Consider the following 24,053-nt stretch of genomic DNA (forward strand, 5'->3'; position numbering starts at 1 on the left):
CTTTGTTCAGGGCTTCAAGATGACTGCGCGTAACACCCTCCTTGATAAGTTGACCAAGAGCTCACTGCGCCTTAACAAAGGGCTTACCGTTCTACTCGCACTCGCATTGCTGTTGATTGGAGTCAGCTATTGGGGCGTGCAGCGCATGCTTGACGAGCAACGCGAGAATGTGGGTTTTCACTTTGCCCGGCTGATGGAAAGCATTCGTGAGCACGAGTCTTTTCTCAACACCGTATCCAGGGAAAGCACCAAGGGCAGGCTGCTGGAAAAACTGCATGCACCGATAAACCTGCACGACCCGGCACCTGCGCAGGGTGACAACGTCTATGTGGGGCGAGAGTATTCGTTCTCTCTGCCGTTCAGTGTAAGAATCAACCCGACCACCATCCCTGCCCTGCAGAACAGCAAAATCACTGAATTGGGCGCCCATCTGGCCAACTATTACAGCGCGTATTGGTCCGCCTCGCACTATCAGTCACCGCAAATTTACGTGTTCAATGTCCCGGACAATTTTGAGCTCAGCGTCCCGGCCCACGGACGGCTGCGCGGTGTGGCCCATACGCAGGTAGGTGAGTCAGCCTTTGTCATACAGCAGATTCTGGCGTCCAGAACCGCAAACACTGCGCAGGGAGAAGCCAACTCTGTGCATTGGCTGCCCTATATCGGCAGGCCCGGTAGTGGCAGCGCCCCAAACATGCTGAGCTATGTCGATATTGATCTGCCCTCCACGCAACTGCATATTTCCGGTGCCAGTCCAAGGGTCGTGGTTGCTTCGTTGCTGAATCTGGCTCAGGTCAACAATGTCGAGCGAATCACGCAGCGGTCGATCTATGACCATTTCATCCTGATCGCTCCCACTGGCGAGACAGTGATTGGCGCGCCCAAGCCGGAACTGGCGCTGCATGACGGGCTGAACCTTAATAGCGAGGGCCTCGTATTTCAGATCAGCAGTGCTGAGCCAAAGCCCTGGACCGGCATTTACATCATCAGTTTTACAACCTTTCTGGACTATGCCTTGTGGGCTTTACTGGGCCTGCTCGCGCTGTTGCTGGCGGGACTGGGTTGCGGCTGGGCGTTCAGCCGGTGGTACAAAAAACGGGTCATCGTGCCCGCGCGACAAGCTCACGACGATATTGCCGAGCGTGAGGCTTTCAGTCAGACAGTTATTGAAAGTGCACCTACCGGTCTATGTGTGGTGAGGTGCAGCGATCACAAGGTATTGCTTGAAAACCAGCTCGCCCAGCAATCGCGCAGCTCGGCAAAGCTTGTTGCTGCTCTCGAGAAGCACCATGAGCTGTCTGCTCACGGTAAAACCGAGCTGGAGATTGACGGTCGCCATTTACAGGTGGGTGTTGTTTTTACCCGCTACCACGGTGAGGACGCCTGGCTTTGTGCCTTCCACGATGTGACTAACCATATTGAAGATGCGACCATCCTTGAGCACGCGCGCCAGGCTGCAGACTCGGCCAACAAAGCCAAAAGTCGTTTTCTGGCAACCATGAGTCATGAAATCCGCACCCCCCTCTATGGCGTATTGGGCACGCTGGAACTGCTGGAACTCACGGCTCTGCAACCGCGTCAGCAGGAGTATCTGCACACCATCCAGCGCTCATCGTCGACCTTGTTCCAGCTAATCAGCGATGTTCTGGATGTCTCCAAGATTGAAGCGGGACAGATGACCATCGACAGCCAGGACTTTTGCCCCCTGGATATAACCGAAGAAACGATGAGCACCTACAGTGCCTTTGCCCTGAACAAAGGCTTGCAACTCTATGCCTGCATTGATGCCCAGATACCCGCCAGGGTACGGGGTGACCCGGTGCGCATCCGTCAGATTCTCAATAATCTGCTCAGCAATGCCATCAAGTTCACCGACAGCGGCCAGGTAGTTTTGTGGGTCCGCACACTGGAGCAAAACGAGGAATACAGCACTCTGGAATGGCAAGTCAGCGACTCGGGCATCGGTATTTCCCCTGCACAACAAGTGCAACTGTTCGAGCCTTTTTATCAAGTGCGCACTACCTTCAGTGAAGGAGGCGCAGGCCTGGGGCTGTCCATTTGCCGACGGCTGTGCGAGTTGATGGGTGGTTCACTTGAGGTGATAAGCGAACCCGGTCTGGGCAGCAGTTTTTCCTTGCAACTGAGGCTCAAACGCGAGCCTGGAGAGCTGGCCGACTGCCCTGAGTTCGGGCCTCAGACAGTACCCGTTTATGTACGGGCACCGGCCCCTGAGCTGGCACAACATATCTGTGCATGGCTAAGTCGAATGGGGGTACACGCTCGGCTGCTGAACGATATGCAGTCGGTTGACCGCTCAGCACTGCTGGTAGACATCCTGGCATCGGACACTCATCACGACTGGCCGGGCCCGCGCATTATTGCCAGGCCAGACGGGCGCAACCCACCTGAGTTCAGTGCCAATGGCTGGGAAGCAGATGCCAATTCCATTCGGGGGATTGCCTGGGCCGTGAGCTTTGCACAGCAAGGAATCGCCACGCCCGTCAGTGACTCACTCCCCAGACAAAACCAACAGCTGCAACTGCGCGTGCTGGTTGCCGAAGACAACCCGATCAATCGAGAAATCATCAAGGAACAACTGGAGGCGCTGGGATGCTTCGTAGTGGTGGCCATCAATGGTGAACAGGCACTTGAATTCTGGATGCCCGGCGTGTTCGACCTGGTACTGACCGACGTCAACATGCCGGTGCTCAACGGTTATGAGTTGGCCAGGGCCCTGCGGGCACAAGACTCGGAACTGCCCATTATCGGCATTACTGCCAATGCCATGCGCGAAGAAGGCAAACGCTGCGCCGCTGCCGGCATGAACGCCTGGATGGTCAAGCCCTTGAGCATGCATACCCTGCATGCCCAACTGCTCAAGCACTGCAAGGGCGTACTGATTGATCCTGGCATGACGACTGACCAGCCCCCGGCCCCCACAAGCGGCATCGATCAAGTCCAGCTCTCGCCCCGAATGCGCGAGCTGTTCTTCAGCACGATGTACGAAGATGTGCACATGATTCAAGTTGCGCTGGACAGTAACGATGCCATGGCACTGGCACATCAGTTGCACAGCATGGGCGGAGCCTTGGGCTCAGTACAGTCTTACGCCCTGGCCGATACCTGCAGTGAACTTGAACTCCAGCTAAGAGAACGTGGCGTTACACCTCAACTGGCACAGGATGTCAGCGACTGGCTGGAACGAATTGCTGCATTGCTAAAAAAACTGGAGGCTCCTGACTTATGAAGCCATTCGATCTACTCGTGACGTTTCACGGATAACGTGCCATGCGCAAACTTAATGTTGTAATCGCCGACGATCACCCCATTGTGCTGTTGGGCTTGCTTGAATTGATTGAGCGCGACGGACGCTTCCATGTTGTCGGCCAGGCGGTAGGCTCTGAAGGGCTGGTGCAGCTGCTGGAGAAGCAGGCTGTAGACCTTATCGTCACGGATTTCAGCATGCCGGCAAAATCACCTTATGGTGACGGCCTGAAACTGGTGGAGTATTTGAAGCGTCACTACCCCAGTGTGCGCATTCTGGTGTTGACCATGATATCCAGCCCCTTGATTCTCACTCGCCTGCACGAACTGGGAGTGGCCGGGATCATTCAAAAAAGGCATTTGCACAACGAAATCGAAGTCGCGCTCAACGCTGTTATCCAGGGCATGGAATACCAGAATGCTGACGCAACGGCTAAATCGTTGACTGATAACCTGCTGACCTTGAATGAGCGCTTCGCCACTCTGTCACCCAAAGAGCACGAAATACTTCGTCTTTTTGTCTCAGGGCAAAGTGTCAGTGACATCGCAAGAGGGCAAAACAGAAGCTCTAAGACCATCAGTGCTCAGAAAATTTCTGCCATGCGTAAACTGGAAGTGACCAGCGACCAGGATTTGATCACCTATTGCCTGGAGACCAATATCTTTAAATAGGATTTAGCAGGGGTCTCAATGGTCGCGGTAGAGATGGCAGCTACCTGCCCCGCGATACGTACGTGCACAACCGCCGCAAACGGCCCCTGCCCATGTGTAGCCCGACTTGAGTAGTCCCGTGTTGTTCAATGCTGATTTCTGTATAGGCCATGGTTTCACCTTACCTAAGGATGAGGTGTTGTACCCAGCTTTTGCGGTCGCCCTTATAAGAATAAGGAACGTCTTATATTCTTTTCCCGCCAGCCCAAATATGATGACCGTTATTGAAAGACGCCATAGTTATTGAGGTAGGTTGCGCCAATTGCCAAAAGCAATATTTACATGTATTCCCTACTACCGGAACAACCGACTTTAGCCTCCGCTAACTCAAGATACATTTGCGGTTTTTTCTGCACACCAAAACTCCTAGCCGAGTGCTTGCATTCATCTGCACAGCCTGTTGAATACTATTTTTATTTTCACCCAAAATGGGAATAAAAAGAACGCATCGCCAGGCATATCTGAAACGCTATTAAGTAAATAGCATTCAACTTGTAAAATAGGAAAGTTAAAATGTTCACTGTTCAAAAATCCCTATGCGCCTTGGCCGTTCTGGCGACTACATCAATGCCAGTCCTGGCAGAAAGCATTGACGTGCGCGTTGTAGGGACTATTTCTCCCGCAGCCTGTACACCAATGTTGACCGGCGGTGGCACTGTAGATTACGGCGCAATCAAGCCTGACGCCCTGAGTGAAGATGCATTCACCGTACTGGCTGAAAAGCAGTTGGACTTCGGTATCGTTTGTGATGCACCGGCTAAAATCGCGCTGAAAGCAATCAATGGCCGTCCAGGCTCTTTGGCGGGCGCAGTTGAAGGCCCAGGCGGCTTTGGTGTCCCCAAAGTTAATCTGTTAACAGACGCGAATGCGGTAGCAGGCGGTCTGGGACTCGACGGCCAGCACAAAATTGGCGGTTATGCCGTTGCCATGAAACCAGGCACCGTGCAGGCGGATGGCGTAGATGTTAACAGTATTCGTAGCAGCAACAACGGCACAACCTGGGAAGCCAGCCCAGCGGGTATTCTGGGCGGCAACGCCTGGGCTAACTTGTGGAACACCTGGAGCAAGACAGGCACTACCGTGCCGGTCGCTTTCGAAACGTTGTCAGGCAAGTTGTCGGTACAAGCCTATATCAACAAAACTTCAGAGTTGGACCTGACCAAGCCTGTAGCACTGGATGGCCTGACAACTATCGAGTTGGTTTATCTGTAACGCTCTCTGAAACAGATCGCTAGATTTAATAGTGGCCCCATATCCCTATGGGGCCCTTTTCCTTGTTGGTCATAATTAGCAACGACACTGTATCTCCTACACCGCACTGGTATAAAACAGTATGAAATTATCATCTTTATTTAACACAGGCGCGATCGCGCTCTTGCTGTTCTCTACCCATTCCGAGGCCACCGGCATGGTGCCGGAAACCTCCGTGGTAATCGTCGAGCAAGAGGACGGTGAAGGGGCTATCAATGTCAAAAATACCGATGCATTCCCGGTATTGTTATTAACCACTCTTGAAAATATCGAAGACGACGGTGAAAACCTGCTGACTATTACGCCACCGACTGCGCGCGTCGAACCCGGCAATTCTCAACGTGTTCGCTTTATCATAACTAACAAAGAACCGCTGAAAACCGAACGTCTCAAACGTGTCACCTTTGAGGGCGTGCCGCCGCAGCAAAAAGGTAAAAATGAAGTGCGCGTCACCATGCGCCAAAACCTCCCGGTGATTATCCGCCCTGCTGGATTGGAAAAAGACTTGTCACCCTGGAAACGCCTAGCCTGGAAGCAGATCGGCGGCAGCATCACCGTCAGCAATCCGTCACCTTACGTGGTACGTCTTGGGCAGGGTATACAAACGCTGCCAGACAACACCAACTGGACTCTGCCGAATACCTACGTATTACCGGGCCAAACGCTGACCATCAAGCCGGATGACAATACAAATCCGGGGGAGGCCCAACAGGTACGCATTTCTCCAGCGACTACCTGGGGTTACACCGTCAACACCTATGACGCGCCACTGAGCCACTGACGTGAGGATGACGGTGCCAAATCAATCCCACTCGGCCGTCAACACTAGACCAGCACGCTCAGTGCTTTCTTTGGCGCTATTGACCGCCTTGAGCACACAACCATTATCAGCTCTGGCAGCCGCTGGCGATGTCGAGTTCGATATCCAGGCCATGCAGGCGCGCGGTGTCGATACAAAAGTTGCGGAATGGTTTCGCCAGGCACCGCGTTTTATGCCGGGTGAGTCGACAGTGGCATTAACGGTGAACGGTAGTGCCCGAGGCAGGGCCAAAGTTCGCTTTGATCATGATGGTCAACTGTGCGCGGACAAAGACTTTCAACGGCAGGCTGGGTTGTTGTCACCGCCCGGCTTTAGGGAAGATGCGGCCTGCTTTGACCTGAAAAGTGCCTGGCCGCAAGCCGAACTGAACCTCAATCCGGGCCAAGAACGGATCGATCTGGTGGTACCACAGCAGGCGGTCGCCTTATACGGTACCGAAAGCGGTAACTGGAACCATGGCGGCTTTGCCAGCATGCTCAACTACGATGCGCAATATATGGATTCGGACGGCAGCACAGGTCTGAATTTTACACAACTGGGTAGTGAAGCCGGGTTCAACCTTAGCGACTGGATTGTGCGTAGTCGCCAGACCTATACGCGGTTTGACGGTGATACGTCGATGCAGCATCAAGCAGCCTATGCGCAGCGCAGCTTTACCGCCCTTAAAAAGGTGCTACAGGCCGGGCAAATCAGCTTGTCTAACTCGATGTTCGGCACTGGCCAGGTTCTAGGTATGCAACTACTCCCTGAGGCGGCGCTGACGGGTAACCGCGGCGGTGCCGGATTGGTTGAAGGCATTGCCGACAGTCAGTCGGTGGTGGAAGTTCGCCAGTCTGGGGTGTTGGTTTACAGCACCACAGTCCCTGCCGGGCCATTCCGTTTGCAAGGGTTATCCTTGCTCAACACCCGCTCCGATCTGGATGTCACGCTCACCGGTAGTGATGGGGAGCGTCGTCAGTTTCGCGTTCCGGCTTCAGCATTCTTGCTCAATGGCTCCGCCGTTGCTCCGGGCTTGTCTTTCGGCGTCGGTAAGCTGGATCAGCAAGGGAGTAGCGAATCCCCGGTATTAGGCACAATCGCCAACGGCTGGGCACTAAATCCATACACGACGCTCAATGCCGGTTTGCTGGGTTCAACACCTTATCGCGCCGCAGCGGTCGGTGCGGATAGCCAGCTGTTTGATTCCACGTTGCTATCACTGCAGACCACGGCGGCCCAGGACGACAAACACGGCAACAACGGGGTTTCGGTCGTCACCACCTTGAACCATCAGGCCACCGAGCGTATTGGGTTGAACGTTAATGCCAGACAGCAAACTTCTGGCTACCGCGAGCTGAGCGATGCATTGCAAGAAGAGCAGATCGACGAGACTAGCCGCATTCGCAGTCAGTACGGCGGCGGCGCCAGTTGGTCTGACGAAAGCCTGGGTAGCTTCTCGTTGTCCGCTGCGCGCAGTATGACTTTTGAAGGCGACGCAACCAACTATCTGCGTGGCGGCTGGAGCAAACAGTTTGGCCGTGCCTACGTCGGTGCCAGCCTGGAACATGACACCGGCACCCGCGATAGCGAGGCCGATAATCGCTTTTACCTGACGGTCAATATTCCCTTCGGCAATGGCAGCAGTGTCAGCAGCTACCTTAACAGCGCAAGCAAAGGCAGCCGTGGGGGTGTGCGTTACAGCGATCGCACCAGCCAGGATCGCGGCTGGAGTCTGTCGAGTGACCGGGACATCCAGAATCGCCGTACCGCCAACACGGGAACGGTGGATATGACCACGCCGTTCAGCCAGCTTAACGCCAGCCTGAGCCATGACTCAGACAGCAACTCCAGCTGGTCGGCGCGGGCCTCTGGTGGCATCGTGGCTCATGATGGCGGCGTGACCCTCTCACCCTATCGCGTCGGCGATACCTTTGGGGTGGCTAAAGTCGGTGACGAAGTGGGCGTTCGCGTGGAGACCCCGGCAGGCCCCACCTGGACCGATGGGAAAGGTTATGCCGTCTTGCCTTCATTAAATGGTTACAGGCGTTCGGCGATCCAGGTTGATACCCGCAGTCTGGCCAAAAACGTCGATATCGGTAATGCCTGGCAAGAGACTGAGGCGGCACGCGGTTCAGTGAGCTACGTCAATTTTGACGTGGTACGCACGCGGCGAGTGTTGGTTGACGTGAGAGATGCGCAGGATAAACCGTTACCGCACGGTGCCAGCGTATTCGATGCGGCTGGCAACTTTGTCACCGTAGTTGGTAATCAGGGTAGCGTATTTATTCCAGACGCCAGCACCAGCGACACGCTGGAAGTACAAACCTCTGGCGCCACGATTTGCTCATTCTCACTCTCTCTGCCGGTAAAAACAGACATGAGCGGCCTTTATGAAACAGCCAGCGCAGTCTGCCGCTGACAGGAGAACACCTTGAAATCCTTCTTCACCGCGCTGGCAATGATGCTGGCATTTAGTCCAATGGCGCAGGCAATAGCTGTTGGGAATGACATGGGGCCAAATATCGGAACGATATTACCGTCCGACATGCGCTGCCACCTGTCGGCAAGCGCAGCAGTAATTGACTATGGCAGCCACTCACGCTGGCAGCTACAGGATGTCGGCGGTGGTCAACAGGTCAGCCCTGGCAAACGTATGCTGATGGTGAGCGTGGTGTGCCCCTACAGCCAAACGATGCGCGTGATGTTGCGTGGCGACAGGGCCAGCAACGGCAATCTGCGTTATGGCGACCGGGGCAACGTGACAATGCGGCTGTTGGATGCGCAATTGGATGGCCAGAACATTCCTGTAGCGACCACCACGGCGGATGGCAGGGTGAGCGGTGCTGCTGAAACCAGCATGTCGCTGCAGCCAGGCAACGGCATTGTCGCCATGCATAACGGCCAACCGGCCAAAGGAAAAACCTTCACCGCCCGCATTCAGCTTGAGCCGGTTATGCCAGAAAGCGACGCTCGGATTTCAGCCCGTCAGATCACTGAGTCCAGCCTGGATCTGGATTTGATGGATTAAATTTCCCGGCCAGGGCATACCGTTTTGTGGTGAGCGCCAGCCAAACAAAGATAACAACGCTCTGGCGGAAATAGCGCCTGAGGCCGTGAAAAAGGAAAGATGCCAATGTTGGGCGATGTTCAAAAAACCTTGTGTCTGCTGGCCGTGCTGGCTACCTGCTCTATGCCTATCCAGGCAGAAAGCATTAATGTGCGCATTATCAGTACTCAAGTTCCAGTGGCTTGCACTCCGATGCTGTCAGGTGGAGGCTCCGTAGATTATGGTGCGATAAAGCCAAATACCCTGAGCACTGATGCATACACAATACTGACCGAGAAACAGTTGGATTTCGCCATCACCTGTAATGCACCGGCAAAAATTGCCCTGAAAGCGGTCAATGGCCGCCCAGGGTCTCTGGCTGGAGCACCCGAAGGTCCCGGCGGCTTTGGTACCCCTGGGGTCCGGCTGCTCAATGACGACGCTGCGGTGGCTGGAGGCTTGGGGTTTGACGGTACGCACAAGATCGGCGGTTATGCTGTGGCCATCAAACCAGGCACTGTGCAGGCTGATGGTGTGGATGTCGACAGTATTCGCAGCAGCACCAACGGCGCAGGTTGGGGACCCAGCCCATCGGGGATTCTGGGGAAGAACCTTTGGGATAACCTGATGAACTCATGGAGTAAAAAGGGAACCACGCTGCCGATCGCTTTCGAAACCTTGTCGGGTAAGTTGGCAGTGCAGGCCTACATCAACAAAACTTCCGAGTTGGACCTGAGTAAACCGGTGGCATTGGACGGTCTGACAACCATAGAACTGGTGTACCTGTAATTTCCTTGGAACCTTGCAGTTTCTACGGGGCTTTTTTAACTCTACTGTCTCGCCCTGAATAAGGTTTACACCTTCTGACCTTTCCTCAGGAGGATTCAATGGATTCGGGTACAAGGCGCAGTCAGCGCGACTACACGTTAGCCTTTAAATTATCGGTCGTAGACCAGGTTGAAAAAAGCGAGTGGGGTTATGAAGAAGCTCAGCGGCGTTACGCGCATTCTGGTGTTGACCATGATTCCAGCCCATTGATTCTCACTCACCTGCACGGATTAGGAGTGGTCAGCGACCAGGATTTGATCACCTATTGTCTCGAGTCCAATATCTTCAAGTAAGGGGTGTAGATTGAGCTGGACGTGAGTTTTTCTGAGGGGGGATGACAGCGTTATCGGGGATAGTTTTCAGATAACCCGGCCTTATCTTTACTTTGCTGAACACCTTGCATGCGACTCCTTCCAACCCAGCACTGAATCGGGGTTGACGTCTACTCCGCTCTGTAGCCGCTGACGAGTAGAGCGAGGCTGCGATCGCGATGGTGCGCCACTGCGACGAAGCGGTCGCAAAACCGGTACACGCGGTTTGCCTGATTAACCGTGGAAGCTGACTTTACGACTGCTGCGCAGCCGATCGCAGCCTCGCGGAGCTCGTCAGCGGCTACAGATTCGTCGCCTGTCTCGCGTCGTAATCCGCTCTGTAGCCGCTGACGAGTAGAACGAGGCTGCGTTCGATCGCGTAGCGGTCGCAAAACCGGTACACGCGGTTTGCCTGATTAACTGTGGAAGCTGACTTTACGACTGCTGCGCAGCCGGACGCAGCCTCGCGGAGCTCGTCAGCGGCTACAAATTCGTCGCCTGTCTCGCGTCGTAATCCGCTCTGTAGCCGCTGACGAGTAGAACGAGGCTGCGTTCGATCGCGTAGCGGTCGCAAAACCGGTACTCGCGGTTTGCCTGATTAACTGTGGAAGCCGACTTTACGACTGCTGCGCAGCCGGACGCAGCCTCGCGGAGCTCGTCAGCGGCTACAGATTCGTCGCCTGTCTCGCGTCGTAATCCGCTCTGTAGCCGCTGACGAGTAGAACGAGGCTGCGTTCGATCGCGTAGCGGTCGCAAAACCGGTACACGCGGTTCGCCTGATTAACTGTGGAAGCCGACTTTACGACTGCTACGCAGCCGGACGCAGCCTCGCGGAGCTCGTCAGCGGCTACAGATTCGTCGCCTGTCTCGCGTCGTAATCCGCTCTGTAGCCGCTGACGAGTAGAACGAGGCTGCGTTCGATCGCGTAGCGGTCGCAAAACCAGTACACGCGGTTTGCCTGATTAACTGTGGAAGCTGACTTTACGACTGCTGCGCATGGCTCGTCAGCGGCTACGGGCAGTGATTGCCGCCCGAAAGTCGAAACCGCTTTATCGCTGCAAGTGCGAAATCAATATGCCGGTTATCAACCCTTCGCAGCCATCGCGGTCACTTCTACCCGCATCCCTTCAACCGCCAACGAGGCCACACCCACCGCCGCACGCACCGGCCACGGCTTGGCGAAAAACCGCTTGTACACCTCGTTAAACGCCGCACGATCGGCCATGTCAGTCAGATAAATAGTCAGATGCAACACCCGGTCCATCGAGCTGCCCGCCTTCTCCAGCGCTACCTTGAGCGCCTGTAGGGTGCATTCGCTCTGCTCGACAATCCCGCCCAGCTCAAGGCTGCCGTCAGCACGGGTCGGGATCTGCGTGGAGACCAATATGCCGCCGAAACCAGCCACATCCGACGAGATGGATTCAGCATCAGGATCCGGAACAAACGTTATGTCGTGATTGCTCATGTGAGTCTCTTGGTTGAAGTAAAAAACACATTCTCCAATCTCAGCGCGTGCCTTGCGCGGTTTTTTTCACGCTGCTAGGGTGCGCTGAAACAATAATTATAAAAAACACCCTGCAAAAGGAAGCAAACCATGCAGATTCAATCCCACAACACTGCGGACGTGGATCAGCAACTGGTGATTGCAGGCTGGCAGGAACACTACCAGCAAATGTCGGCAGGGTATTTCCAGGGCAAGGTGGTGCACCTGCAACTCAATGGCCTAGAGGTGTTTGAGGAGCAGATGAACACCCGCATCGAGCAGCATTTCCATGCGCCCGCTGCCTCGCTGGTGTTCAGTTTTGACACGCAAAACGGTTCGCTCTACCTGCTCAACGAAGAAACCCAGAACACCTGGATCACCCCGGAAAACTACAAGGAAGTCTCGGTCGTCATCGGCCCCCGCTACCTCAAGCAACTGGAAAACCTGAGCAACCTCGACGGTCTGTTCCTCACGCCGCTGGTGTCCCAGCAAAGCCGGATTTTTGGCCGCTGGCTCAGCAGCACCCTGCAGCAACTGGCCGTCGATGACTCGCCACTGCCCGACGAAAATCTGGCCCAGCAACTGGTCGACGACTGCCTGTATATCCTCGACTGCCCGCGCCAGACCCTCGATCACAGCCAGCAAAAACACCTGGCCCATGACCGCCGCCTGATCCAGCGCGTATTCGATCTGGTCATGACCGCCCCGCAAGAACACTTCAACGTACTGCAACTGGCCAATGCCGCCGGGGTGTCCGTGCGCCAGTTGCAACACAGCTTCACGTCCTTTACCGGCGTCTCGCCCAGCCAATGGCAACGTTTGCGCCGTCTGAACTTCGCCCGCCGCGACTTGTTGCGCATGTCTGCCGCCGAAACCACCGTGGCAGAAATCGCCATGCGCTGGTCGTTCTGGCACCTGGGCAGGTTCTCGGAAACCTACCGCGCACTGTTCGGCGAACTGCCCAGCAGCACCTTGTTGCGCCCCCGCTAGCGCACCAAAACAGGGCGCGCATTAAAGCGCAAATCGGATAGAAGCCCGCCACCTCAGGATTGCACTATGACCTTGCAACACGGAACCGGGCAGCCAGGGGGCGCTCGGGCATTTCCCTGCAAGAGGCGTTATGAAAGGCAATCTGGATCGACTGAGCCACTGGCTCAAAGAAAACAAAATCACTGAAGTCGAGTGCCTGATCTCTGATCTGAGCGGCATCGCCCGGGGCAAAATCTCTCCCACCAACAAATTCCTCAACGAGCAAGGCATGCGCCTGCCCGAGAGTGTCTTGTTGCAGACCGTCACCGGTGACTACGTCGAAGACGATATCTACTACGAGCTGCTGGACGCGGCGGATATCGACATGCACTGCCGCCCGGATCAGGACGCCGTGTTTATCGTGCCATGGGCCACGGAGCCAACCGCGCAAGTGATTCACGACACCTACGACAAGCAGGGCAATGCCATTGAGTTGTCGCCACGCAACCTGCTCAAGAAGGTCTTGAGCCTGTACACCGCACGCGGCTGGAAGCCGATCGTCGCGCCGGAAATGGAGTTCTACCTGACCCAGCGCAGCCCTGATCCTGACTACCCGTTGAAACCGCCGGTGGGCCGTTCCGGCCGTCAGGAAACCGGGCGCCAGTCTTACTCCATCGAAGCGACCAACGAATTCGACCCGCTGTTTGAAGACATGTACGACTGGAGCGAAGCCCAGGGGCTGGATCTGGACACCTTGATCCACGAAGAAGGCACGGCGCAGATGGAGATCAACTTCCGTCACGGCGCGGCGCTGTCCCTGGCCGACCAGATCATTATTTTCAAGCGCACGATGCGCGAAGCGGCGCTCAAGCATGACGTCAGCGCGACCTTCATGGCCAAGCCCATGACCGGCGAGCCGGGCAGCGCGATGCATGTACACCAGAGCGTGGTGGACCTGGAAACCGGCGAGTCGGTGTTTTCCAACCCCGATGGCAGCATGAGCGAACTGTTCATGCACCACATCGGCGGCCTGCAAAAGTACATTCCCGAAACCCTGCCGCTGTTCGCCCCCAACGTGAACTCGTTCCGGCGCTTCCTGCCCGACACCTCCGCGCCGGTAAACGTCGAGTGGGGCGAAGAAAACCGCACCGTTGGCCTGCGCGTACCGGACTCGGACCCACAAAACCGCCGCGTCGAAAACCGCCTGGCCGGGGCCGATGCCAACCCGTATCTGGCCCTCGCCGCCAGCCTGCTGTGCGGTTACGCCGGCATGGTCGAAGGCATTGAGCCGAGCGCGGCGGTGGTTGGCCGTGGCTATGAGCGCCGCAACCTGCGCTTGCCGCTGACGCTGGAGGCTGCGCTGGAATGCATGGAACAGTCGGACATGGCCAAAAAATACCTGGGTGAGCGCTTCACCAAAGGGTTTGTGGCAGTCAAGCGGGTCGAACACGAAAACTACAAGCAAGTCATCAGCTCCTGGGAGCGCGAATTCCTGCTGTTCAGCGTCTAGGGCTGAACACACTCCAAAATGGACTCACAGAAGGGACATGCGGATGAAGCGTATTGCGCAAAAAATGATGTTCACGACCCTCTTCGCCCTGGCTGGCCAAGCCTCGGCGCAAGAGACCGTCAATATCTATAACTGGACGGACTACATCGCTGAAGACACCTTGGTGAACTTCCAGCGCGACACCGGCATCAAGCCGGTGTATGACGTGTTCGACTCCAACGAAACCCTTGAGGGCAAGCTGCTCGCCGGGCGTACCGGGTATGACGTGGTGGTGCCCAGCAACCACTTTCTGGGACGGCAGATCAAGGCCGGGGTGTTTCAGAAGCTCGACAAGTCCCAGATCCCCAACTGGAAGAACCTGGACCCGACCCTGTTGGCCCGCCTGCAAGCCAACGACCCGGGCAATGAGTACGCGGTGCCCTACCTGTGGGGCACCAATGGCATTGGCTACAACGTCGACAAGGTCAAACAGGTGCTGGGTATCGACAAAATCGACTCCTGGAGCGTGCTGTTCGAGCCTGAAAACCTCAAGAAGCTGAAAAGCTGCGGCGTGGCCTTCATGGACTCGGCAGACGAAATCATGCCCTCGATGCTCAACTACCTCGGGCTTAACCCCCGCAGCCTGGAGCTCAAGGACTACAAGGTCGCCGAGAAAAAACTGGAACCGCTGCGCCCTTACATCAGCTACTTCCACTCCTCCAAGTACGTGACGGACCTGGCCAACGGCGACATCTGCATCGCCTTCGGCTACTCCGGCGACGTGTACCAGGCGATCCACCGTGCGCAAGAGGCCGGCAACGGCGTCAACGTGGCCTACGTGGTGCCCAAGGAAGGCGGCAACCTGTGGTTCGACATGCTGACCATTCCGGCCGACGCCAAGAACCCGGAACAGGCCCATGCCTTTATCAACTATCTGCTCAAGCCTGACGTGATCGCCGACATCAGCGAGTACGTGGGTTACGCCAACGCCAACACCCAGGCCACGGCCTTGATGAAGGATGACATCACCCAAAACCCGTCGATTTATCCGCCCGAGTCGGTACAGGCCAAGCTCTATGTGTCATCGGAGTTGCCGCCTGACCTGATGCGCTGGATGACTCGCTCGTGGAACAAGTTCAAGTCCGGTCGTTAATCCTGTGCCGGGCATGAATGGGTGCCCGGCAACTCAGTAGGCAGTTTTTTATGACGTCCATGATGTCTGTACCGCACACCTATTACAGCGCTACGCGCAATCAGCAGCTCCACTGCCCGCCCCTTGAAGGCCAGGTGCAGGCGGACGTCTGCATCGTCGGCGCGGGCTTTACCGGTTTGAACACCGCCATCGAGCTGGCTGAACGCGGGCATTCGGTGGTTGTGCTGGAGGCGCAGCAAATCGCCTGGGGCGCTACAGGCCGCAACGGCGGACAACTGATTCGCGGGGTTGGTCACGACCTCGATGCCCACGAAAAAACCATCGGCCACGAAGGCGTCAAGGTCCTCGAACGATTGGGCCTGGACGCGGTGGACCTGGTGCGCCAGCGCGTAGAAAAGCACGGCATTGCCTGCGATTTGCGCTGGGGCTTCTGCGAACTGGCCAACACCCCGCGCCACGTTGAAAACCTGATTGCCGAGCAGGCGTCTCTGCAAAAACTGGGGTATCGGCACAAGGTCGAACTGGTTGAGCGCGCTGACATGCATCGTGTTGTCGCTTCGGATCGCTACCTCGGCGGGCTGATCGATGAAGGTTCGGGGCATTTGCACCCGCTCAACCTGGCCCTGGGCGAAGCCAAAGTCGCTCAGCAACTGGGGGTTCGGATCTACGAGAACAGCGCGGCGCTACGGATCGACTATGGCAGCCAGGTTCGCGTACACACGGCCAATGGCGTGGTGCATGCCAAGACCCTGGTGCTCGCCGGTAACGCCCACCTCGGTGATCTGGAACCGGCCCTCAGCGGCAAGGTGCTGGCCGCGGGTAGCTACGTGATTGCCACCGAGCCCTTGAGCGAGGACCTGGCACACAGCCTGATCCCCGGAAACCGGGCGCTGTGCGATCAACGTGTCGGCCTTGATTACTATCGTTTGTCGGCCGACCGGCGCTTGCTGTTTGGCGGCGCGTGTCACTACTCCGGGCGCACGCCCAAGGATATCGCCGGCTATATGCGCCCCAAAATGCTCGATGTATTCCCGCAGCTGGCGGGCAAGCGCATCGACTTTCAGTGGAGCGGCATGATCGGCATCGGCGCCAACAGGCTGCCCCAGATAGGCCGCCTGCCGGCTCACCCCAACGTGTTTTATGCCCAGGCCTACGCCGGGCATGGCATCAACACCACCCATATGGCGGCACGACTGGTTGCGCAAGCCATCAGCCTTGAGCAGAGCCAGGGCTTCGACCTGTTCTCCCGTGTGCCTCACCTGACATTCCCGGGTGGCAAGCATCTGCGCTCGCCTTTACTGGCGCTGGGCATGCTCTGGTATCGACTCAAGGAAATCGCCGGTCACTGACATCAGCCCTCCCACACCTTGAATTGTGCCAACAACAAAAACTCAAAAAGGACGTTCACATGAAGCGCTTTACCCCGTGTGTCTTGGCAGCATTGTTTGCCCTGCCCTCGTTGCAGGCCATGGCCGCTGCCGATCTGGTACTGACCAATGGCAAGGTGTTTACCGGCGTACCCGGGCAGGCGCTGGTCAACGCTGTGGCAGTCGAAAACGGCAAGATCATCAAGGTCGGCAGCGATGCCGAGGTCAATGCACTGGCCGATGCCAAAACCCGGCGTATTGACCTGGAGGGCAAGGTGCTCATGCCCGGCATGATTGACACCCACAGCCACCCCGTGATCGCCGGGCTGGACAGCCTTGGCGCGAATCTTCTGGATGAAGAAAAACCGTTACCCGAACTTGAGCAGTGGATTATCGAACAGGACAAAGCGGGCAAGGCACGGGCGGGTGACGTGATCAATATTGCAGGCGTCAGCTCGGCCTACTGGGAGCAGGCACAGGCGCTGGGCAAAATCTTCAATCAGGGCCGCTGGGCCGATCAGCCGCTGGTTTTGAGCGGGATCGACGGGCATACCGGCTGGGCTAACAACGCGATGCTCAAGCGCGCAAAGATTGATGCCGCCCTGGTTAAAAGCCTGCCGGCCAATGAGCTCAGTTATGTAGGCCACGAGGCTGACTTCACCCCTACCGGCTTTTTTGCTGAGTCACGCTGGGACCAGGTACGCGGCCAGATTCCGGCGCCCAGCCCTCAGGTGATGCTCAAGGCCGCGCGTGAAGCCGTCAGGGTCAATAACCAGTACGGCGTGACCGCATGGATGGACGCAGCCTCGAACGCGGGCGGTGGCGATTCGCTGTTTGACTTCACGGCCACCGAGCAAAGCGTTGGCGTACTGCCGCTGTATCGCCAGCTGGCAGAAAATGGCGAACTGTCGGCCCACGTCGCGGCACTGATGCTCACCAACTCCAAAAGCAAGCCTGCCGACCTCGAAGTCCTGGCCAAGGTGATGAAGCAGTTCGAGGGCGTGCCCAACCTGACCTTCCCCGGAATCAAAGTGTTTGCCGACGGCATTCTGGAATACCCGGGGCAAACGGCTGCGGTCATCGTGCCGTACAAGAACAACAATAAAAACGGCGAATTGCTGATCGACCCCGAGCACTTTGGCGAGCTGGTGGTCGCGGCCGAAAAGCGCGGCTGGATCGTGCACATGCACGCCGTCGGCGACCGCGCGGTGCGCGAGTCCCTCAACGGTTTTGAATACGCACGCAAGCTCAGCCCCGCGCCAGTCACCCACAGCATCAGCCACCTGCAACTGGTCAACCCCAAGGAATTCCCGCGCTTTGCGCAACTGGGGGTCATCGCCTCCATGCAGCTGCTGTGGGCCACTGAAGAAAGCTACACCGTCGATCTGGTGAAGCCTTATATCAGTGCATTTGCCTATGGCTACCAGTACCCGGCCAAATCGCTGCAAGACGCCGGCGCCATGATCGCAGGCGCCAGCGACTGGCCGGTGTCGAGCCCCAACCCGTGGAATGCCATCGCCCAGGCAGCCACCCGCAAAGGGCCGCTGGGCGTGCTCAATGCCAAGGAAAGCGTTGATCGCCAGACCATGCTCTATGCCTACACCAGCAATGCCGCGAAAACCATCGGGCTGGACGCACAGATCGGCTCTCTGGCACCCGGCAAGCAGGCCGACCTGATCATCCTCGACCGGGACGTGTTCAACGTGGATGAGGAGGCCTTGTCGGACACCAAAGTCCTGAAGACCTTCTTCGCCGGCAAGCAGGTCTACGGCCCCGACGCCTGATTCCACCCGGCCCCCTCACCCGCAGGGGGCCCGTCAAAACGCATTGCTCATAGCGCCTTATAAAAACAAGAGACTTGATATGAACGCATTGTCTGTTTTCATGCTCACCGGCCTTGCCCTGACACCCCTGCTCAGCGCCCAGGCACTCCCGCTCAACGACGAATTCGAGCTGGTGATTACCCCCACGCTGGTCAGTGACTACCGGGCCAGCGGCATCTCGCAAACCCTGGGCGACCCGGCCGCACAGCTGGCAATTACCCTCAACCACGCCAGCGGTTTGTATGCCGGCCTCTGGACCTCGAATGTCGACTTTGGGCATGACTCAAAAACACGTCAGGAGATCGAGTACTTCGCCGGCTACTTCTGGCAAATCAACGACAACATCAGCCTGGACACCTTCTACACCCGCTACGAATTTCCGCGTGAAAGCGGGTACAACCAAAGCGACATCCAGACCACCCTTGATGCATACGGCGTTTTACTTGGGGCCAAATATGTCAGCAACATGAAAGGCCCGGACTACGAGGATGAAAACGGCGAGTTCCACGAAGGCAAAAAAGACGAGGATTTGTCCTCGATTTTTATGGGTTACCACACCGTGCTGCCCGCCGAGATCGGGCTGGAAATGCGCTATGAATATGTCGATTACAAGGACGACGTATTCTTCACCGAGAGCGGCAAGGGCCGCGCCGACTACTACGACTGGGAGATCAAGCTCAGCCGTGAGCTGATCGGTATCAAGTGGGCGCTGAGCTATATCGATACCGACCTCTCGAAGGACGAGTGCACGAGCTTTACCGGCTACGACGACCTGTGCGGTGCAACCCTGGTGGCCAGCGCCAGCAAGACGTTCTGATGACCTGGCCGGTGGCAGGGGTCAAACCACGCTGGTCAGCCCCCCGTCCACAAAGATCGTTTGCCCGTTGATAAAGTCCGACGCGGGCGAAGCAAGGAACACCGCTGCGCCACACAGCTCTTCCACCTTCCCCCAGCGCCCTGCGGGCGTACGCTTGCACAGCCATTGGGAAAACGCCTGATCGTCTACCAGGGCTCGATTCATCTCGGTTGCAAAATAACCCGGGGCCAGGCCGTTGGCCTGGATCCCGTGGCACGCCCATTCGGCGCACATGCCCTTGGTGAGCATCTTTACCGCGCCCTTGGACGCCGCATAAGGGGCGATCGAGGGGCGGGCCAGCTCACTCTGCACCGAGCAGATATTGATGATTTTGCCGCGACCACGGGCAATCATGTGCCGCGCCACAGCCTGGGACACATGGAACACACCGTCCAGATTGACCCGCATCAGCTCGTGCCAGTCGTTGGCCTCGTAATCCTCCAGGGGTGCGCGACGCTGGATGCCGGCGTTATTGACCAGGATCTCGATGGGCCCGCTGCTGGCCTCAAAGGTATTGATCGCCGCAAACAGCTGTGCGCGGTCGGTGACGTCAAAGACCGCGGTTTCAGCGCTGATGCCCTCCTCACGCAATTGCGCGGCAACGGCCTGGGCTTTTTCCCTATTGCGATCATTGATCACCACGATGGCGCCAGCGGCTCCCAAACCTCGGGCCAGTTCAAGCCCGATGCCCTTGCCTGAACCTGTGATCAGGGCCCTGCGGCCATTAAGCTGGAAGCTGTTGATATTGAATGACATGCTGCTCTCCACAAACGGCCATTTATTATTTTGAAGGCCTTGCAGCCACTTCACCTCAGGTGATGGATAGCGTCCAATCGTCATTCATGATCTTGTGATCATTTACCGTGATCAGCGCAATGGCGCCGTGCATACCGGGAGCACCCAATGGAAATAAAACACCTGCGATCATTTGTGACCCTGGCCGAGGAGCTGCACTTCGGCCGTGCGGCGCAACGGTTGTCCATCGTACAACCGGCCCTGAGCATGCAAATAAAGATGCTGGAAGAGGAGCTGGGGGTGCGCCTTTTCGAGCGTAACCGGCACTCGGTCACATTGACCGAAGTGGGCACCGTCTTCTTGCCACAGGCACGCGCAACCCTGAACCAGGCGGCCCATGCGGCGGACGTGGCCAAGGCTTGCGGGCGCGGGGAAATCGGCCGTGTGCGCCTGGGCTTTGTGTCCTCGGTACTGCCGCACCTGCTGCCCACGCTGATCCGCGCGCTGCATGAGCGATTCCCGCGCATAGAACTGGAGCTCAAGGACATGCCGGGCCCGGACCAGGCCGCGGCCCTCAAGAGCGGCCAGCTCGACTTCGGGCTGATGCGCTTGCCGGCCACCATCCCGGGCATCCAGACCCGCGAGGTGCTGCGGGAAACCTTCATCATTGCCCTGCCCGGCGACCACCCGCTGGGCGCATGTGACACCCTGCACCCGACAGCACTCGCCCAACTGCCGGTATTCATCCTGGCCAGGCGCTATGCACCCGGCTTTTACGATGAACTGATGCAGGCACTTACGCGCCAGGGCGTACAGCTGGAAATTGCCTCCGAGCTGGGCGAGTTCACCACCATGCTCGCACTGGTTTCGGCCGGTTTAGGCGTGGGCTTGCTACCGGCCAATGCGGGGCGCGCGCTGCCCGCCAACGTCATCTCCAGGCCGCTGGAGCTGGGGGACTACCGCGCAACCACAGGCCTGGCGTGGACGGATTTGAACAGCGCAGTGAAAAGTACGGTGTTCAGCTTGATGAGCGAGTTGCTGCCGGAGCCATCTGAGGGAACATGATGACCGCCAGGGGCCTCTACCACGCCGGCTAGAATTTGGTCTGCAACCCCATGCGCAGCGTGCGCCCCGGAGCGGGCATAAAACTCTGTGCCAGCGGGTCCAGGTAATAACGGTCGGTCAGGTTCTGCAAGGACACGTTCAGGGTGGTGTGATCCTTCAACTTGTAGTTGAGGAACAGATCAAAAAGCGCTACCTGGTGATAGACCAATTGCGGCGTAGTGGCGCCGGTTTGCCATTCATTGTCGGCCTTGACGGTTGGACCCGAGGTATAGGTTGCTCGCCCTCCGACTGTCAGCGTCTGATCAAAAAAGCGCAGGCCCGTGGTCAGGTTCGCCGCGAAGCGTGGCGGGTTTTGCGTGTTGGAGTAAGAGCCCATAAAACTGCCCGGCGTACAGTTCGGTGTTTTGCTCAAATCCTGATAGGGGTTGGAGCTGGCACGCAAACGCGCGGCGAAGGTCGCATCGCAGGTCTCGGTCTTGAGGTAGTAAGTGGATGAGAAATCAGCGAACACGCGGCCCGCGTCATAGCGTGACTGCAACTCCAGACCGCTGGTTTTGAAGCTGTCGGTATTGCTGAACTGCATCAGGCCCATCAGCCCCGGGCTGGGATCGTAATAGCGGGTGATGTAGTTCTTGATGGTGTTGTTGAAGTAGGCAACCTTGATGGCCGCCGAGTCGTTGTCCACCAGCAGGCTTTTTTGCAGGGTGCTGGCACCGATCTCCCAGTTGCTTGAGCGCTCCGGTTTCAGACCCTTGCCGGGCATGGTCTGCAAGACGCCCTGGCTGGTTTCGAACAGTGAGGGCATGCGCAGGCCCTGGGTGTAAGACGCATAAAAGAACGTGTCCGGCGCCAGCTCAACGTTGAAACCGATGGCAGGAGCAAATGCACCACCGCTGTCGCTTTGTTTGCCGGAATACTCATAACCGCTGACCACCTCGCCTGTCTGAGACGGATACACCGTCGACTCGGTGGCACCAAAGTCGCTGTAGCGCGTGCCCTCGAAAGGGAAATTGGTGTTGTTGAAGACGATACCGTTATTCAGCCGAGGGTCCGTGGCATCGGTGTACTGACCGTTCTGATCCGGGAACCACATCATGTTGCCGTAGGTTTGCGGGCTGAAGACCCTCAGGTACCTCAACTCGCGCTCCTCTCTCAACGCCGTCGAGTGAGCAACGTGATCCTTGGTACGGTAGTAGGTATAACGACCGCCACCCCACAGCGTGAGGCGGTCGAGGGGCTGGAACTCCAGCTTGCCGTGCAGGCTGAATTCCTGCCTGGAACCATCGCGCAGGCTGCGGTTGGCGTTGATGTCATCCTGGTTGGTGACCACACCTTTTTGCGGGCGCAACTCCTCGACCTGGAACGACCCGCCCACATCCAGCTTCAGATCGCCGTGGTCCGTCTCGAACCGTGAGGTATTGGCCAGGTCGCCGCCAATGCGCCGGTCGGCCTGGCGGGTCCAGTTGCGGTCCGAGCGATAGGCCTGCGAAACCGGCGCCAGCACCGAGGTCAAATTGCTGGTTTGGGCATCCGTCATCCACAGGTTGGCTGTCAGGTCCACTAACGGGTTGCCGCTTGGCAGGTAGTTGTAGCGGGCCGTGTAGGTATCGATTTTGGTGTGGCCCAGCGGGTACTGGTAGATGCCCCCGGTGCCGAAACGGAAAATGTCCGATGGCATGATTTCGCCAATATGGCCGTCGTATCGGCGGTAGCCCAGATCCAGCGTATGGTCGTCTGCCGGGCGTATGGTGGTTTTGATCAGGTACGAGTCGGTCTCTGCCGATGAGTTGAGCACTTCTTCACCGGGGTTGTAGGTGGTGGCGACGGTCATGTCTTCACGGCCATAGCGGTCATAAGTGCGGTAGCGGTCCTGGCCTTTTTTGCCGGCGAAATAGTTGCCCTGATTGCGATGCGCATACGCCGCCACCACATCGAAGTAGTCATGGGTATAGGCGAACGCGGCGCTGCCGGACTGCGCTTCGGAACCGAACAGGCCACCACGGTCCCTGTGTGGCTCCGAGTACAGTCTTTCGGTGGCGGAGTGGCCGTCGCGAGAGGCGGGAGCCACACCGTTGTTCCACACATCGCCCTTCAAGCGCAGGCCGACCGTTTTGCCATCGCGCAAAATGTCGTCCACGCCGAGGGTGCGCATTTTGACTGTGCCGCCGATAGCGCTCGATGTGAGGCTCGGCCCCTTGTCGATGGTGATATCACTGATCAGGTCAGGGTCGATGTAGCTGCGCTGCTGAGTACCGGCATAACCTCGATAGACATCCAGCGCCTGCTGCGAACCGTCGACCGTCACCGCCACCCGGCTTTGCCCTTGAATGCCGCGGATGTTCACATCCAGGCCACCGCCATTGCGGCTGTCCCCCACCTGCACGCCCGGCTGGCCTTTAAGCACATCGCCCACCGAAACCACGCCAAAGCGTTGCATGTCTTCGCTGGAGATATACACAGTCGACCGGGGCGCCGAGTAAACCTGCTCGATGGCAGGGTCTTCGCCCGTGACTTTCTGCGCGGGCAGTACCACGCCCCCTCCCCCCTGAAACAACTCGACGCTGCCGTCCACCCGGCGCTGATAGCTCAGACCGGTCCCCGCCAACAGCCGTGTCAGCCCCGCCTCGGTGCTGAAGTCACCCTGCAGACCCTTGCTGCTCTTGCCCGCCGTCAGCGTCGAACTGCCGGCCATGCTGATTCGCGCCTGCACGCCGAAACGCGAGAGCGCCTGATCCAGCGGGCCGGCATCGATGTTGAAGTGCTGACGCTCATCAGCCGCAAAAACGACTGCGCTGCAAAGCGGTTGCAGGCCAAGCAAAAGCAGGCCAAAGGTGCGGGCGCATAAAACACTTGCGGGGGAAATCATGCAGGGCTCCTGGAGGTGAAGACCCACCTGTTTCGGT

Annotated in this window: 17 protein-coding genes and 1 pseudogene; 15 read left to right on the forward strand and 3 right to left on the reverse strand. The window is 57.6% G+C overall.

Annotation, left to right across the window (positions count from 1 at the left end; translation table 11 throughout):
• The first annotated feature begins 19 nt into the window (after nt 1-19).
• The 8 genes and pseudogenes from BLW11_RS18795 to BLW11_RS18830 form a co-directional block, all read left to right on the forward strand.
• Complete coding sequence (locus BLW11_RS18795; protein WP_048360923.1) at nt 20-3,247, forward strand: hybrid sensor histidine kinase/response regulator; 3,228 nt, start codon at nt 20-22, stop codon at nt 3,245-3,247.
• Between the two features lie 41 nt (nt 3,248-3,288).
• Nucleotides 3,289-3,936 (forward strand): response regulator, encoded by a 648-nt coding sequence (locus BLW11_RS18800; RefSeq protein ID WP_048360922.1) that lies wholly within the window; start codon nt 3,289-3,291, stop codon nt 3,934-3,936.
• Between the two features lie 552 nt (nt 3,937-4,488).
• Nucleotides 4,489-5,187, forward strand: a complete 699-nt coding sequence (locus BLW11_RS18805) for a DUF1120 domain-containing protein (RefSeq protein WP_048360921.1) — start codon at nt 4,489-4,491, stop codon at nt 5,185-5,187.
• Nucleotides 5,188-5,308: 121 nt separating this feature from the next.
• A complete protein-coding gene (locus tag BLW11_RS18810; protein ID WP_048360920.1) occupies nt 5,309-6,007 on the forward strand; it encodes a fimbria/pilus chaperone family protein in 699 nt (232 codons plus the stop codon).
• Between the two features lie 7 nt (nt 6,008-6,014).
• The gene (locus tag BLW11_RS18815; RefSeq protein ID WP_053069566.1) at nt 6,015-8,444 is read left to right on the forward strand and encodes a fimbria/pilus outer membrane usher protein; all 2,430 of its coding nucleotides are present in this window, start codon (nt 6,015-6,017) and stop codon (nt 8,442-8,444) included.
• 12 nt (nt 8,445-8,456) lie between these two features.
• Nucleotides 8,457-9,053 (forward strand): DUF1120 domain-containing protein, encoded by a 597-nt coding sequence (locus BLW11_RS18820; RefSeq protein WP_139272574.1) that lies wholly within the window; start codon nt 8,457-8,459, stop codon nt 9,051-9,053.
• Nucleotides 9,054-9,158: 105 nt separating this feature from the next.
• Entirely contained in the window at nt 9,159-9,860 is a 702-nt protein-coding gene (locus BLW11_RS18825; protein ID WP_048360918.1) for a DUF1120 domain-containing protein, read from the forward strand.
• Between the two features lie 98 nt (nt 9,861-9,958).
• Nucleotides 9,959-10,129: pseudogene (locus BLW11_RS18830) on the forward strand (IS3 family transposase); the annotation flags it as partial.
• A 1,165-nt stretch (nt 10,130-11,294) separates the two neighbouring features.
• Here the strand turns inward: BLW11_RS18830 and BLW11_RS18835 are convergent.
• Entirely contained in the window at nt 11,295-11,675 is a 381-nt protein-coding gene (locus BLW11_RS18835; protein WP_048360917.1) for a RidA family protein, read from the reverse strand.
• A gap of 129 nt (nt 11,676-11,804) precedes the next feature.
• Here BLW11_RS18835 and BLW11_RS18840 point away from each other — a divergent pair, with 129 nt between their 5' ends.
• From BLW11_RS18840 to BLW11_RS18865, 6 genes are all read left to right on the forward strand, one after another.
• Nucleotides 11,805-12,683: a helix-turn-helix domain-containing protein gene (locus tag BLW11_RS18840; RefSeq protein ID WP_048360916.1), complete on the forward strand. Its 879-nt coding sequence runs from the start codon at nt 11,805-11,807 to the stop codon at nt 12,681-12,683.
• Nucleotides 12,684-12,813: 130 nt separating this feature from the next.
• Entirely contained in the window at nt 12,814-14,172 is a 1,359-nt protein-coding gene (locus tag BLW11_RS18845; protein ID WP_048360915.1) for a glutamine synthetase family protein, read from the forward strand.
• 64 nt (nt 14,173-14,236) lie between these two features.
• Entirely contained in the window at nt 14,237-15,304 is a 1,068-nt protein-coding gene (locus BLW11_RS18850; protein ID WP_048361073.1) for a polyamine ABC transporter substrate-binding protein, read from the forward strand.
• A 50-nt stretch (nt 15,305-15,354) separates the two neighbouring features.
• A complete protein-coding gene (locus tag BLW11_RS18855) occupies nt 15,355-16,653 on the forward strand; it encodes an NAD(P)/FAD-dependent oxidoreductase (RefSeq protein ID WP_048360914.1) in 1,299 nt (432 codons plus the stop codon).
• Nucleotides 16,654-16,712: 59 nt separating this feature from the next.
• Nucleotides 16,713-18,455: an amidohydrolase gene (locus BLW11_RS18860; protein WP_048360913.1), complete on the forward strand. Its 1,743-nt coding sequence runs from the start codon at nt 16,713-16,715 to the stop codon at nt 18,453-18,455.
• Between the two features lie 79 nt (nt 18,456-18,534).
• Nucleotides 18,535-19,311 (forward strand): TorF family putative porin, encoded by a 777-nt coding sequence (locus BLW11_RS18865; RefSeq protein ID WP_048360912.1) that lies wholly within the window; start codon nt 18,535-18,537, stop codon nt 19,309-19,311.
• Between the two features lie 21 nt (nt 19,312-19,332).
• Here the strand turns inward: BLW11_RS18865 and BLW11_RS18870 are convergent, their stop codons facing one another.
• Nucleotides 19,333-20,106 (reverse strand): SDR family NAD(P)-dependent oxidoreductase, encoded by a 774-nt coding sequence (locus BLW11_RS18870; RefSeq protein WP_048361072.1) that lies wholly within the window; start codon nt 20,104-20,106, stop codon nt 19,333-19,335.
• 147 nt (nt 20,107-20,253) lie between these two features.
• On the opposite strand from BLW11_RS18870, the gene BLW11_RS18875 reads away from it, so the two are divergent.
• Entirely contained in the window at nt 20,254-21,150 is an 897-nt protein-coding gene (locus tag BLW11_RS18875) for a LysR family transcriptional regulator (protein ID WP_048360911.1), read from the forward strand.
• A gap of 28 nt (nt 21,151-21,178) precedes the next feature.
• Here the strand turns inward: BLW11_RS18875 and BLW11_RS18880 are convergent, their stop codons facing one another.
• Nucleotides 21,179-24,016 (reverse strand): TonB-dependent receptor, encoded by a 2,838-nt coding sequence (locus BLW11_RS18880; RefSeq protein WP_048360910.1) that lies wholly within the window; start codon nt 24,014-24,016, stop codon nt 21,179-21,181.
• Nucleotides 24,017-24,053: the final 37 nt, after the last annotated feature.

The sequence above is a fragment of the Pseudomonas deceptionensis genome (genome assembly GCF_900106095.1).
Lineage (GTDB): Bacteria > Pseudomonadota > Gammaproteobacteria > Pseudomonadales > Pseudomonadaceae > Aquipseudomonas > Aquipseudomonas deceptionensis.

Bases quoted from the DNA above. Each gene is read 5' to 3' on its own strand.
- BLW11_RS18795 (WP_048360923.1), top strand. From the start codon at position 20: ATGACTGCGCGTAACACCCTCCTTGATAAGTTGACCAAGAGCTCACTG.
- BLW11_RS18800 (WP_048360922.1), top strand. From the start codon at position 3,289: ATGCGCAAACTTAATGTTGTAATCGCCGACGATCACCCCATTGTGCTG.
- BLW11_RS18805 (WP_048360921.1), top strand. From the start codon at position 4,489: ATGTTCACTGTTCAAAAATCCCTATGCGCCTTGGCCGTTCTGGCGACT.
- BLW11_RS18810 (WP_048360920.1), top strand. From the start codon at position 5,309: ATGAAATTATCATCTTTATTTAACACAGGCGCGATCGCGCTCTTGCTG.
- BLW11_RS18815 (WP_053069566.1), top strand. From the start codon at position 6,015: ATGACGGTGCCAAATCAATCCCACTCGGCCGTCAACACTAGACCAGCA.
- BLW11_RS18825 (WP_048360918.1), top strand. From the start codon at position 9,159: ATGTTGGGCGATGTTCAAAAAACCTTGTGTCTGCTGGCCGTGCTGGCT.
- BLW11_RS18835 (WP_048360917.1), bottom strand. From the start codon at position 11,675: ATGAGCAATCACGACATAACGTTTGTTCCGGATCCTGATGCTGAATCC.
- BLW11_RS18840 (WP_048360916.1), top strand. From the start codon at position 11,805: ATGCAGATTCAATCCCACAACACTGCGGACGTGGATCAGCAACTGGTG.
- BLW11_RS18845 (WP_048360915.1), top strand. From the start codon at position 12,814: ATGAAAGGCAATCTGGATCGACTGAGCCACTGGCTCAAAGAAAACAAA.
- BLW11_RS18850 (WP_048361073.1), top strand. From the start codon at position 14,237: ATGATGTTCACGACCCTCTTCGCCCTGGCTGGCCAAGCCTCGGCGCAA.
- BLW11_RS18855 (WP_048360914.1), top strand. From the start codon at position 15,355: ATGACGTCCATGATGTCTGTACCGCACACCTATTACAGCGCTACGCGC.
- BLW11_RS18860 (WP_048360913.1), top strand. From the start codon at position 16,713: ATGAAGCGCTTTACCCCGTGTGTCTTGGCAGCATTGTTTGCCCTGCCC.
- BLW11_RS18865 (WP_048360912.1), top strand. From the start codon at position 18,535: ATGAACGCATTGTCTGTTTTCATGCTCACCGGCCTTGCCCTGACACCC.
- BLW11_RS18870 (WP_048361072.1), bottom strand. From the start codon at position 20,106: ATGTCATTCAATATCAACAGCTTCCAGCTTAATGGCCGCAGGGCCCTG.
- BLW11_RS18875 (WP_048360911.1), top strand. From the start codon at position 20,254: ATGGAAATAAAACACCTGCGATCATTTGTGACCCTGGCCGAGGAGCTG.
- BLW11_RS18880 (WP_048360910.1), bottom strand. From the start codon at position 24,016: ATGATTTCCCCCGCAAGTGTTTTATGCGCCCGCACCTTTGGCCTGCTT.